This window comes from Streptomyces sp. NPDC002793 (genome assembly GCF_040295485.1).
In the GTDB taxonomy this organism is placed as follows: Bacteria; Actinomycetota; Actinomycetes; order Streptomycetales; family Streptomycetaceae; genus Streptomyces.
On record NZ_JBEOVL010000010.1, the window covers coordinates 171,888 to 184,279 of the forward strand.

The following is a 12,392-nucleotide window of genomic DNA, read 5'->3' on the forward strand; positions in this document are numbered from 1 at the left end:
GGCTCAGATCTCGGCGATCTCCGTCATCCGCACCGGGCGGTGCCGCTCGCGCGACAGCTCGCACGCCTCGGCGATGCGCAGCGCGTGCAGCGCCTCCCGGCCGTCGCACGGGTTCGGCAGCGCTCCGCCCGCGACGCGCAGGAACGCGTCGAGTTCGGCTTCGTACGCAGGGGCGAACCGCTCCAGGAAGCCGGGCCACGGCTTGGCCGGCGCGGGCGGCCCCTGCGGCTCGGCGGAGGTCAGCGGCGTACGGTCGTCGAGGCCGACCGCGATCTGGTCCCGCTCGCCCGCGAGTTCCATGCGCACGTCGTAACCCGCCCCGTTGCACCGGGTGGCGGTCGCCGTGGCCAGCGTGCCGTCGTCCAGGGTCAGCAGCGCCGCCGCCGTGTCCACATCGCCCGCCTCCCGGAACACCGCGGGCCCCGCGTCCGACCCCGTGGCATACACCTCCGTCACCTCACGGCCCGTCACCCAGCGGAGGATGTCGAAGTCGTGGACCAGGCAGTCCCTGAACAGGCCGCCGGAGAGGGGCAGATACGCGGCGGGCGGGGGAGCGGGGTCGGACGTCGTCGCCCGTACGGTGTGGAGCCGGCCCAGTGCGCCGCCGCGCACGGCGGCGCGCGCCGCGGCGTAACCCGCGTCGAACCGGCGCATGAAACCGAGCTGGAGCACACTGCCCGCCCGGTCGACCTCGCGCAGTGCGCCCAGGGTCCCCGCCAGGTCCAGCGCGATCGGCTTCTCGCAGAAGGCGGGCAGACCGGCCCGAGCCGCCCGGCCGATGAGATCGGCGTGCGCGGCGGTGGCCGAGGTGATCACGACCGCGTCCACCGCCGCGCCGAAGACGTCCTCGGCGGACGCGACGGCCGTCGCCCCGGTCCGGGCCGCGACCCGGGCGGCGCGGGCGCCGTCCGGATCCGTCACCACCAGGCCGTCGACCGCGGCGTGGCGTGCCAGGACGCCCGCGTGGAAGGAACCGATCCGGCCCGTGCCGATGAGTCCGATGCGCATGCACCCAACGTGCCGCCCCCCGGACGCACTGTCAACCATATGTCCTGACAAATTGAAGGGTGCGGTACGACCGTACGGGGTACGCTCCGTGCCGTGCCCAAACCCGCCGCCGACTCCGCCGCCCTCGGGCTGGGTGTGGACCGCACCAGCCCCGTCCCGCTCTACTACCAGCTGGCCCAGCAGCTGGAGGCGGCCATCGAGCACGGGCGCCTCGCGCCCGGCAGCCTCCTCGGCAACGAACTGGAGCTCGCCGCACGGCTCGGCCTCTCCCGGCCCACCGTCCGCCAGGCCATCCAGTCGCTCGTGGACAAGGGGCTGATGGTGCGCCGACGCGGCGTCGGCACCCAGGTCGTGCACAGCCGCATCAAGCGCCCGCTCGAACTGAGCAGCCTCTATGACGACCTGGAGACAGCCGGCCGGCGCCCCGCGACCCGGGTGCTGCGCAACACGGTCGAGCCGGCGGGCGCCGAGGTCGCCGCCGCGCTCGGTGTCCAGGAAGGCAGCGAGGTGCACCTCGTCGAGCGGGTGCGCCTCGCGCACGACGAGCCCATGGCGCTCCTGCGCAACCACCTGCCGCCGGACCTCCTCGATCTCGGCACCGAGCGGCTGGAGGCCACCGGCCTCTACCGGATGATGCGTGCCACGGGAATCACCCTGCACAGCGCCCGGCAGACCGTGGGGGCCCGGGCGGCCACCGCCGAGGAGGGTGATCTGCTCGCGGAACCAGCCGGGGCGCCGCTGCTGACGATGGAGCGCACCACCTTCGACGACGGCGGCCGGGCGGTCGAATTCGGTTCGCACGTCTACCGGGCCTCGCGGTACGCCTTCGAGTTCCAGCTGCTGGTGCGGCCCTGAAACCGGGCGATCCGGCCTTCGGCGAGGATGTTCGGACACAGTCATTGACGCGGTCATGCTAGGTCGCTAGAACGGCGGTCAGGGCGCGGCCCGCGCCCCTGCCGGGCCGTGCCCGTCCGGGCTCGGGGATACTTGGCCCGCCGGGCGGCGCGCACGCCGCCCACGGCTTCACCAGGCAGCACAGCGAGCAGCACAAGAAGGGCACGGCGTCGTGGCAAGGGTTCGGACAGGGGTACGTGCGGTGGGCGCGGTGCTGGCAGCGGTACTGGCGGCCTCCCTCGCGGGATGCAGCAGCACCGGCGGCAAGCGGGCGGAGGAGCGCGCACAGCAAGCCGCCGAGGGCCGGTCCGCGGTGAACACGCCCCGCTGGACATTCGCCATGGTCACCCACTCGGGTGATGGTGACACCTTCTGGGACATCGTCCAGAAGGGCGCCGAACAGGCGGCCGTCAAGGACAACATCAACTTCCTCTACTCACACAACGACGAGGGCCAGCAGCAGGCCGAGCTCGTTCAGACCGCGATCGACAAGAAGGTCGACGGGCTGATCGTCTCGCTCGCCAAGCCCGACTCGATGAAGGCCGTCGTGGCCAAGGCGGTCAAGGCGGGCATCCCCGTGATCACGGTGAACTCCGGCTCCGCCGAGTCCAAGGCCTTCGGCGCGCTCACCCACATCGGCCAGGACGAGTCCATCGCGGGCGAGGCCGTCGGTGACGAGCTCGACAGGCGGGACCGCAAGAAGGCGCTCTGCGTCCTGCACGAGCAGGGCAACGTCGGTCACGAGCAGCGCTGCGCGGGGGCGAAGAAGTCCTTCGGCGGGACGATGCAGAACCTTTACGTCGACGGCACCAACATGCCCGACGTACAGGCGTCCATCGAGGCCAAGCTCGACTCGGACCGGAGCATCGACGCGGTCGTCACCCTCGGCGCACCCTTCGCCGCGGCCGCCGTCAAGGCGAAGCAGACCGCGGGCAGCAAGGCCGAGATCGACACCTTCGACCTCAACGCGAGCGTCGCCACCGGCCTGCAGAACGAATCGCTCGGCTTCGCGGTCGACCAGCAGCCCTACCTCCAGGGCTACCAGGCCGTCGACCTGCTCTGGCTGTACCGCTACAACCAGAACGTGCTCGGCGGCGGCCTGCCCGTCCTGACCGGCCCGCAGGTCATCACCGCCGACGACGCCGACGCGCTCGCCGAGTACACGAAGCGGGGGACGCGATGACAGCGACCGGGCAACCGGCGGCGCCGCACACCGACGAACGCCTGCTGCGCACCTCCCCGCTGCGCAAACTGATGGGCAGGCCCGAGCTCGGCTCGGTCGTCGGGGCCGCGGCGGTCTTCCTGTTCTTCGCGATCGTCGCCGACAGCTTCCTGCAGGCCTCCAGCCTCGGCACCGTGCTGTACGCGGCCTCCACCATCGGGATCATGGCGGCGCCCGTGGCGCTCCTGATGATCGGCGGTGAGTTCGACCTCTCCGCCGGCGTGATGGTGACCAGCTCCGCGCTGATCTCCTCGATGTTCAGCTACCAGATGACCGCCAACGTCTGGGTGGGCGTCTTCGTGTCGCTGCTGGTCACCCTGGGTTTCGGTGCGTTCAACGGCTTCATGCTGACCCGCACGAAGCTCCCGAGCTTCATCATCACGCTCGGCACGTTCCTGATGCTGACAGGTCTGAACCTGGGCTTCACCAAACTGATCAGCGGAACCGTGTCGACCAAGGCCATCGGGGACATGGAGGGCTTCGACTCCGCCCGTAAGGTCTTCGCCTCGTACCTCACCATCGGCGACGTCGAGCTGAAGGTCACCATCCTGTGGTGGGCGGCACTCGTCGCGATCGCCACCTGGATTCTGATCCGCACCCGCTTCGGCAACTGGATCTTCGCCGTCGGCGGCGAGGCCGACGCCGCACGGGCGGTCGGCGTCCCCGTGATCCGTACCCGGATCGGGCTCTACCTCGGTGTCGCCTTCGCCGCCTGGGTCTCGGGGCAGCACCTGCTGTTCTCCTACGACGTCGTGCAGTCCGGTGAGGGCGTCGGCAACGAGCTGATCTACATCATCGCGGCCGTCATCGGCGGCTGTCTGATCACCGGCGGTTACGGCTCCGCGATCGGCTCCGCGGTCGGCGCGATCATCTTCGGCATGACCAGCAAGGGCATCGTGTACGCGGAGTGGAACCCGGACTGGTTCAAGTTCTTCCTGGGAGCGATGCTGCTCCTGGCCACCCTGCTCAACGCATGGGTACGCAAGCGTGCGGAGGCGACGAAATGACGGCCACCCAGGCTCCGGCCCCCCAGGACACGGCCGGCCCGGCGCTCGTCCAGCTCGACGACGTCAGCAAGTACTACGGCAACATCAAGGCCCTGGAGAACGTCTCGCTGGAGGTCCGCGCGGGCGAGATCTCCTGCGTCCTCGGCGACAACGGCGCCGGCAAGTCCACCCTCATCAAGATCATCGCGGGGCTGCACCGGCACGACGCGGGGACCTTCCTGATCGAGGGGGAGGAGACGACGCTCGTCAACCCGCGTGACGCCCTGGACCGGGGAATCGCCACCGTCTACCAGGACCTGGCCGTGGTCCCTCTCATGCCGGTCTGGCGCAACTTCTTCCTCGGCTCGGAGCCGACGAAGGGTTCCGGCCCCTTCAAGCGCCTCGACGTACGGCGGATGCGGGAGACGACCCGCACGGAGTTGCTGCGCATGGGCATCGACCTGCGCGACGTCGACCAGCCCATCGGCACCCTGTCGGGCGGCGAACGCCAGTGCGTGGCCATCGCCCGTGCCGTGTACTTCGGAGCGAAGGTCCTCGTCCTCGACGAGCCGACCGCGGCGCTCGGCGTCAAGCAGTCGGGGGTCGTGCTGAAGTACGTGGCCGCCGCCAGGGACGCCGGACTCGGCGTGGTCCTCATCACGCACAACCCCCACCACGCCTACCTCGTGGGCGACCGGTTCGTGCTGCTCAAGCGTGGCGCGATGTCCGGAAGCCACACCAAGGACTCGGTCACGCTGGACGAACTGACCCGTCAGATGGCGGGTGGGAACGAGCTCGACGAGCTCAGCCACGAGCTCGGGCGAGCCCCCTCGCCGGATCACTCGGGCGATCGTCCGACCGATGACGGCACCCCATAAGTCGCGATTTGTACCCCCCGTCCCCGGGCCGGAGGCCGATTCCGGGGGCGGGGCAATGGCAGAATCGTGTACGGCGGGCGCCGTCCGCCGCCGGACGGATCACCCGACCGGCCCTCCGACCTGCGCAGGGACGATGAGCACGTACCGCGACTTCACACACCGCGGCTCCGCCCGCGCGACCGTCCTGCGGACCGTCGGCACCCGGGAGCGGCGCTCGCACCTCACGGCGCCCAGGGTCCCGACCGTCGGCATCGACATCGGCGGGACGAAGGTGATGGCCGGCGTCGTCGACGCGGACGGCAACATCCTGGAGACGCTGCGCACCGAGACGCCCGACAAGTCCAAGAGCCCCAAGGTCGTCGAGGACACCATCGTCGAACTGGTCCTGGACCTCTCGGACCGGCACGACGTGCACGCCGTCGGCATCGGCGCTGCGGGCTGGGTGGACGCGGACCGCTCCAAGGTGCTGTTCGCCCCGCATCTCGCCTGGCGCGACGAACCCCTCCGCGACGCCATCGCCTCCCGGCTGGTGGTTCCCGTGATGGTCGACAACGACGCCAACACGGCGGCCTGGGCGGAATGGCGCTTCGGTGCCGGCCGTGGCGAGGACCACCTCGTCATGATCACCCTGGGCACCGGCATCGGCGGCGCGATCCTGGAGGACGGGCACGTCAAGCGGGGGAAGTACGGCGTCGCGGGTGAGTTCGGCCATATGCAGGTGGTGCCCGGCGGGCACCGCTGCCCGTGCGGCAACCGCGGCTGCTGGGAGCAGTACAGCTCGGGCAACGCCCTCGTGCGCGAGGCGAGGGAGCTGGCCGCGGCGGACTCCCCGGTGGCGCACGGCATCATCGAGCGGGTCAAGGGCAACATCCCCGACATCACAGGGCCGCTCATCACCGAGCTGGCCCGCGAGGGCGACGCCATGTGCGTCGAGCTCCTCCAGGACATCGGCCAGTGGCTCGGCGTCGGCATCGCCAATCTCGCGGCAGCGCTGGATCCGTCCTGCTTCGTCATCGGCGGCGGCGTCAGCGCCGCCGACGACCTGCTGATCGGCCCGGCGAGAGACGCCTTCAAGCGCCACCTCACGGGCCGCGGCTACCGCCCGGAGGCCCGGATCGCCAAGGCCCAGCTCGGCCCCGAGGCGGGCATGGTCGGCGCCGCCGACCTCGCACGCCTGGTCGCCCGGAGGTTCCGGCGGACCAACCGCCGACGCGTCGAGCGCTACGAGCGGTACGCACAGTTCTACGACCAGGCCGCGAGCACCATCCGTAACACGCGCGGCACCCGCACCGCCGACTGATCCACGGGCCGCGCGCAGCGGCCCGGCCACCCGCACTCCGCTCCGTACCGCAGCTTCGAGGGATCACCGACCATGACCGCAGCCGAGCACCACATCGTGCCGCGCCAGCCCCCTTCGTCAGGCTCTTCGGGCTCCTCCGGAGACGGTGACGGGACGCCTCCGCCGGACCGGCGCAGGGTGATCCGCCGACGCCTGATCACGCTGACCATCATCGTGCTGCTCATCGGCATCCCGGCGGGTTACCTGGTGATCTCCGCAGGGCAGAGCCGTCGCTCCGGCAAGGACAAGGAGGCCGAGGCCGCCGCTCAGGGGCTGCGCGAGGACTGGCCGTCCGGCATGCAGCGCCGGATCTTCGAGCTGCCCATTCCGGGCAACGCGGTCGGGGTCCAGTACTACGAGACGAACAACTGGAAAGCCAGCCGGATGTACGTGAAGTTCCGTACGACGTCCGCCGGGCTCGACCGCTTCCTGAGCGGTGTCGGCACCGGCCGAGCCGCGCTGGAGACCGGCAAGGTCACCATCAGCGATCGGGACGTCAAGATCACCGGCTGGTACTTCGGTCCGGGGGTCCACTGGGCCGGCACGGTCCACAAGAACAAGGACCCGCGCCCCACCCAGAACATCACCGTCAACATGACCGATCCGGCGGCCCCGGTCGTCTACGCGGTCTCTGCGGCAACCCCCTGACGCGGAGCGGACGGGCCGGTCATCACCGGTGTCCGGCCGGAGGCGGCACAGTCAGACGGCGGCGAAGGCCGAGCGTGCCGACGCCGGGAGGCTGTCACTCCTTCTCGAGGTCGGGGCGCTTCCCGCGCAGCACGAAGACCGCGATCAGTAGCCCCGCCACCGCGAAGAGGGAGCCGAGGGTGAAGGCGGCGGATACGCCTTCGGCCAGGGTCCACGCGGGCACCTGCCGCGGTCTAGCGGCGTCCCTGGTCAGCAGCATGTACGACGAGGGCTCGCCGCTGCGCGCCTCCTGTGACCGGATGCACGAGGCCGGCGCCCGGTTGCTGCGCCGCGCGCAGCAGGAGGGCAGTGCACGCGAGGAGTTCGACGCGGCGGTGCTCTTCGAACTGGTCGCAGCCGTGGCCTGGGTCGCCGAGCGCTCCACCGACGGCCTCGCCTCGGCCGAGCGTCTCCTGCCCGCCCTCTCGAAAGGCTCCTGGCCGATGGGTGAGCGGCGTGCCACGTCTGGCCGGAGGTGCTGTCGGCGCGCTCAAGTGGGAGACCTCGTGCCGGCCGATCCGGCGCTCGGGGTGGATGAGTTGGGAGAGGTAGCCGCGGGTGCGCCCGTCGGTGCCGCCCCGGCAGCCCGCCAGCCGGCGGACAGCGTGACGTCACGCAGGGACGAGCGGCGGGTGCTCGAGCACCTGAGGCCTGTACTCGACCAGCTGGATGAGGCCGTCGAAGGTGCGGTGCTCGATCATCTCGAGGGCAACGTCCGGATAGCCGTCGTAGATGCGTTCTTCGCCCGTGGCCCCGGTGATCACCGGGAACATCACGACCCGGAAGCGGTCGACAAGCCCGGCTCGTAGAAGGGACCGGCACAGGCTGAGGCTGCCGATCGTGCTGAGGAGTCCTGAGCCACTCGACTTCATGGAGCGGACCGCCCCGACAGCGTCGTCGCGCACGAGCGTGGTGTTGGCCCACGTCGGTGGCTCCTCGATCGAGGAGGAGAACACGACCTTGGGCGTCCGCGTGAGCTCGTTGACGGACGCCTCTTCCTCGGGTCTGAACTCGTCGTGACCGTCCGGGCTCTCGCTCGCGCGAAGCCCGACACAGCTTGGACCGTCCGGGAGCCACGAACTCATCGGCCGCGCTGTGGAGTGCCCTGCCAGGAGACCAGCACCCGAGTGCCGAGGGACGTGGAATTGCGCACGGATGCCTCGGACGTGGCCGAACAGCTCGTACGCCACGACCAGGAGCACGGCATCAGCACCACCGGCGACATCCCCGTACCGATGGAGAACGATTGCACCGACAGCGAACTCGACGCCGTCCGCGCCTACGCCCCCGCCAGGAGTGGATCACCACTCAGGAACGCCGGCCGGGCAACTGTCCAGCGAGCCGGTTGGGCTTGGAGCCTGTGTGCCGATGGGGCCGGGCCCGTCACGTCACCTCTTCTGGCGAGCTCGCGGCGGACTCCGCCCGGCCCCGGCCCCACGAGGGGATCACTTCCGTCGGCGGTTTGCCGGGGGTCACACTTCCTTGAGCTTGTTCACGATCCACTCGCCGAGTTCGCGGGTCATGGTGGTGTGGCCTTCGTTGCCGGTGGCGCACTTGAAGTCGTGGAGATCGCTGCGCTCCGGGTCGATCTTGCTGTGAAGCGTGTCGTGGCTGTCGATGTCCGCGACCCCGAGAGCGCTGATGGTGGGGACGAAGGTGGAGGCGTTGTGCGTGAGTTCCGCCTCGGCCTTGTTGACGAGGCCGGCGAGCATGGCGGCGATGCCGAAGTTGGCGGCACCCATGAAGGCGGGGGCCTGGGGGAAGAGGCCGCCGGGTGCGCCGTCGAGTTCAGGGAAGCCGGTGGTGCGGACCTCCGTCGGTTCCTGGCCCGGCTTGTCCATCCGGGCGACGGTCTGGGAGCCCGTGCCCTGGGCGTCGAGCCGGCTGACCAGATGCGGTCCATAGGATTCCATCGCGGTGTCGCCGGCGGGAATGTTATTCCCGGCGCCGGTGTCCGTGCCGTTGGCGACGCCGAGCAGGCGGGGAATCCGGGGCCAGTCGCCCATCCGCTCCAGGGCTGCCAGGAAGTCGGTCCGGTCCTGGTGCTGGCCGTCGGCGACGTCGAGGGTGGTCCCGGTGGCGGTCTCCAGGTGCCAGCGCAGCATCTGGCGCGAGGCGGGGCTGTTGACCAGGTCGGAGAAGGAGTTGAGGACCAGCTTGCCGGGGCCTCCCCAGTTGTCCTTCACGTAGTGGGCGAACGCCTGGACGCCCAGGGGCAGCCACGCGCCGCGGTGCGGGGTGTCGTAGGAGAGGTAGGTGGCGGTCTCGTGCCGCATCCGCTGCCGCTCCAGCTTGGCCAGGGCGTAGCGGGTGATCAGCCCTCCCATGCTGAAGCCGCCGACGGTCAGCGGGTGCTCACCCTCGCGGTCGGCGATCGCTCGCATGACGCACTCGATCGCGACCTCGGCGTTGTCGAGGATGGAGGCGGTGCGGTCGGCGAAGCCCAGCAGAACGACGTCGAACCCGGCCTCACGCAGCGCGGAGACGAACGGGTACTCCCCGTTCTGCAGGCCGTCGTACAGATCGTCGACCTTGGTCCCGCCGGGGGCGAAACCGTCGGCGAGGATCACCGGACGCTTGAGCGTCTTCTCGCCGCGTGAGCTGTAGAAGACCCACGCGGTCCCGCTGGCGGTGTGCCGGCTACCGAGGTCCCACTTCGTGTCCCACGGGGCGGTCGGCGTGGCTGCGGCCGCGGCCTCTTCGGAGGTACCCCAGATGTTGACGACAGGGTTGGACATGTTTCGGCGTCTCCTCGGTAGACGGATGATCGTGGCGATCACCGTCATCGTGCCGACGCACGCGCCCGCGTCCCGCCCCAATCCGGTTGGATCACTCTCATGGGTACGAAACACCCGGTTCACGCCCGCCCACCCGCGCACTTCGCATATCGCCGGAAGGCGTAGCTCAGCTCTGCGATGACCTTCCCGCGCGGCGTGGCCGCAGCACCACCCCGCCCCGCGCGCTCGTTTGCCTGGGCGAGGTCGCTGTTCCACCGGTACGGCTCGATAACGGCCTTGTCGCCCGGCGGCTCGATGGGGGTGGGCGCCGCCCAGGCCCCATCGTCCTCGCCAAGCCGTGCGGTCTCAGCGTCACGGAGAAGTCCTGTGGCGCCGGACAGGTTGCCACGGGCAGAGCGGGAACCGGCATCGCTGTCATCTGAGGGCTGGTCATCTCAGCCGGCCCAGGGCACTCCGACACCGGTGGCCCGAGTCTCACCATGATCGTGTTTCGAGCTCCTGGCCGACAAGGGGGTGCCGGATCACCTCCTGGCACGATGGGCGGGGCACAGCACCGTGAAGACCACCGAACGCTGGTACGTGAAGCCGACGTGGAGGATCTTCGTGGAGCCGCTACGGCATGGGGCGGTCTTCACAGCGCCCAGGAGGGCGGTGCGTGAGACTGCTGTGAGACGTGGGAGCGTGTGAGTGTGAATGAGACAGGCAACAAGATGTTGAAGTACCAGGTAGACGGGCCGGAGGACGCACCAGTGCTGGTGCTGGGGCCCTCACTCGGTACCACATGGCACATGTGGGACCGCCAGATACCCGAGCTCTCCCAGCACTGGCGGATCTTCCGCTACGACCTTCCAGGGCACGGTGGAGCCCCCGCTCATCCCGCAGCGGCGGTCTCCGACCTCTCCGACCGCCTCCTCGCCACGCTGGACAGCGTCGGCGTGCAGCGCTTCGGATACGTGGGCTGCTCCATCGGCGGTGCCGTGGGTGCCGACCTGGCGCTGCGCCACCCCCACCGGGTCGCCGCCCTGGCGCTCGTCGCCGCGTCGCCGCGCTTCGGTACGGCCGACGAATTCCGCCGGCGCGGGGTGATCGTCCGAAGCAACGGCCTGGAGCCGATCGCCCGTACCTCCCCGGAACGCTGGTTCACCTCCGGCTTCGCCGCGGCCCAGCCGGCCATCGTCGAGTGGGCCGTCCAGATGGTCCGTACCACCGACCCCGGCTGCTACATCGCCGCCTGCGAGGCCCTGGCCGCCTTCGACATCCGTACGGAACTTCCCCGTATCGGTGTCCCGACGCTCGTCCTGGTCGGTGCGGAGGACGAGGTCACCGGCCCCGCCGAGGCCCGGAACCTGGTCGCCGGCATCCCGGACGCCCGGCTCGCACTCGTCCCCGGTGCCTCCCATCTGGCTCCGGTCGAGCAGCCGGCCGCCGTCACCGATCTGCTGCTCATGCACTTCTCGACCACCTGGCAGGACACCCTGGCGTCGATCCCCGTACCGGCGTCCCCGCCACCGGGCTTCGCCGCCCCGTTCGCCCCGGTCGCACCCATCGCGGAGCTCACCGCCGCGGCCCACCTGCCCGAATCCTCCACCACGGGCCGTAGCGACCGTTACGACCGGGGGATGAAGGTCCGGCGCGAGGTGCTGGGCGATGCCCATGTGGACGCAGCCACGGCCGGGTCCGACGGCTTCACCGACGACTTCCAGGAACTCCTCACCCGCTATGCCTGGGGCGAGATCTGGAGCAGGGAGGGACTCGACCGCAGGTCCCGCAGCTGCGTCTCGCTCACCGCGGTCGTCGCGTCCGGACACCTGGGCGGACTCGCCCAGCACGTCAGGGCCGCCCTGCGCAACGGTCTCACGCCCGTCGAGATCAAGGAGGTGCTGCTGCAGACGGCCGTCTACTGCGGCATCCCGGCGGCTGGCGCGGCGTTCGAGATCGCGCAGTCCGTGATCCAGGAGGAAACCACACCGCCCACGTAGCAGGATGGTGACATGAACGTTTCGCCTCTCACCCTCACCAAGAAGATCCACTCCTGCGTCCGTCTGGAGCGAAACGGGCAGACGCTCGTCATCGACCCCGGCGGGTTCGCCGAGGACGACGCCGCGGTCGGTGCCGACGCGATCCTGGTGACGCACGAGCACCCGGATCACTTCAACGAGGCGCGGTTGCGCGCGGCGTTGGAGGCCAACCCGGCCGCGCGGGTGTGGACCCTGCGCAGTGTGGCCGAGCAGCTGTCCGCCGCGTTCCCGGGGCGCGTGACCACGGTCGGCCACGGCGACACGTTCACGGCCGCGGGACTCGAGGTGCAGGTCCACGGTGAACTGCACGCGGTGATCCACCCGGACATCCCGAGGATCACCAACATCGGTTTTCTCGTGGACGGTTCGGTCTTCCATCCCGGCGACGCCCTCACGGTGCCCGACCACCCGGTGGACACGCTGATGCTGCCGGTCATGGCCCCCTGGAGCAAGATCTCGGAGGTCATCGACTACGTACGCGAAGTGAAGCCGCGCCGCGCGATCGACATCCACGACGCCCTGCTCACCGACCTGGCCCGGCCGGTCTACGACCTGCAGATCGGCGCCCTGGGCGGGGCCGACCACGGTCGGCTGGCCCCGGGCGACGCGACCCTTCTCTGAC

At 70.3% G+C, this 12,392-nt stretch carries 11 protein-coding genes and 2 pseudogenes; 9 read left to right on the forward strand and 4 right to left on the reverse strand.

What is annotated here, in order from left to right:
* Positions 1–3: 3 nt before the first annotated feature.
* The gene (locus tag ABT001_RS12625) at positions 4–1,008 is read right to left on the reverse strand and encodes a Gfo/Idh/MocA family protein (RefSeq protein ID WP_351275920.1); all 1,005 of its coding nucleotides are present in this window, start codon (positions 1,006–1,008) and stop codon (positions 4–6) included.
* Positions 1,009–1,101: 93 nt separating this feature from the next.
* Between ABT001_RS12625 and ABT001_RS12630 the strand changes: the two genes are divergently transcribed.
* The 6 genes from ABT001_RS12630 (at position 1,102) to ABT001_RS12655 (ending at position 6,975) form a co-directional block, all read left to right on the forward strand.
* Positions 1,102–1,863: a GntR family transcriptional regulator gene (locus tag ABT001_RS12630; RefSeq protein ID WP_351275922.1), complete on the forward strand. Its 762-nt coding sequence runs from the start codon at positions 1,102–1,104 to the stop codon at positions 1,861–1,863.
* A 211-nt stretch (positions 1,864–2,074) separates the two neighbouring features.
* Complete coding sequence (locus tag ABT001_RS12635; protein WP_502967461.1) at positions 2,075–3,085, forward strand: substrate-binding domain-containing protein; 1,011 nt, start codon at positions 2,075–2,077, stop codon at positions 3,083–3,085.
* Positions 3,082–4,131: an ABC transporter permease gene (locus ABT001_RS12640; RefSeq protein ID WP_351275924.1), complete on the forward strand. Its 1,050-nt coding sequence runs from the start codon at positions 3,082–3,084 to the stop codon at positions 4,129–4,131. Before ABT001_RS12635 ends, ABT001_RS12640 begins: the two co-directional genes overlap by 4 nt.
* Positions 4,128–4,988: an ATP-binding cassette domain-containing protein gene (locus tag ABT001_RS12645; protein WP_351275926.1), complete on the forward strand. Its 861-nt coding sequence runs from the start codon at positions 4,128–4,130 to the stop codon at positions 4,986–4,988. The genes ABT001_RS12640 and ABT001_RS12645 overlap by 4 nt, the downstream gene beginning before the upstream one ends.
* Before the next feature lie 133 nt (positions 4,989–5,121).
* Entirely contained in the window at positions 5,122–6,288 is a 1,167-nt protein-coding gene (locus tag ABT001_RS12650) for an ROK family glucokinase (protein WP_203183431.1), read from the forward strand.
* Positions 6,289–6,360: 72 nt separating this feature from the next.
* Positions 6,361–6,975, forward strand: coding sequence for a hypothetical protein (locus ABT001_RS12655; RefSeq protein WP_351275928.1), 615 nt, complete (start codon positions 6,361–6,363; stop codon positions 6,973–6,975).
* A 94-nt stretch (positions 6,976–7,069) separates the two neighbouring features.
* On the opposite strand, the gene ABT001_RS12660 is transcribed toward ABT001_RS12655, so the two are convergent.
* Positions 7,070–7,198, reverse strand: coding sequence for a hypothetical protein (locus tag ABT001_RS12660; RefSeq protein ID WP_351275930.1), 129 nt, complete (start codon positions 7,196–7,198; stop codon positions 7,070–7,072).
* A gap of 34 nt (positions 7,199–7,232) precedes the next feature.
* Here ABT001_RS12660 and ABT001_RS12665 point away from each other — a divergent pair.
* Positions 7,233–7,373: pseudogene (locus tag ABT001_RS12665) on the forward strand (SbtR family transcriptional regulator); the annotation flags it as partial.
* Between the two features lie 252 nt (positions 7,374–7,625).
* Here the strand turns inward: ABT001_RS12665 and ABT001_RS12670 are convergent.
* A pseudogene (locus tag ABT001_RS12670) lies at positions 7,626–8,135 on the reverse strand (dihydrofolate reductase family protein); the annotation flags it as partial.
* A 351-nt stretch (positions 8,136–8,486) separates the two neighbouring features.
* A complete protein-coding gene (locus ABT001_RS12675; RefSeq protein WP_351275932.1) occupies positions 8,487–9,752 on the reverse strand; it encodes an esterase/lipase family protein in 1,266 nt (421 codons plus the stop codon).
* Between the two features lie 710 nt (positions 9,753–10,462).
* On the opposite strand from ABT001_RS12675, the gene pcaDC reads away from it, so the two are divergent.
* Together pcaDC and ABT001_RS12685 are read left to right on the forward strand one after the other, a co-directional pair.
* A complete protein-coding gene (gene pcaDC / locus ABT001_RS12680; protein ID WP_502967463.1) occupies positions 10,463–11,731 on the forward strand; it encodes a bifunctional 3-oxoadipate enol-lactonase/4-carboxymuconolactone decarboxylase PcaDC in 1,269 nt (422 codons plus the stop codon).
* A 12-nt stretch (positions 11,732–11,743) separates the two neighbouring features.
* The gene (locus ABT001_RS12685) at positions 11,744–12,391 is read left to right on the forward strand and encodes an MBL fold metallo-hydrolase (protein ID WP_351275936.1); all 648 of its coding nucleotides are present in this window, start codon (positions 11,744–11,746) and stop codon (positions 12,389–12,391) included.
* Position 12,392 lies beyond the last annotated feature (1 nt).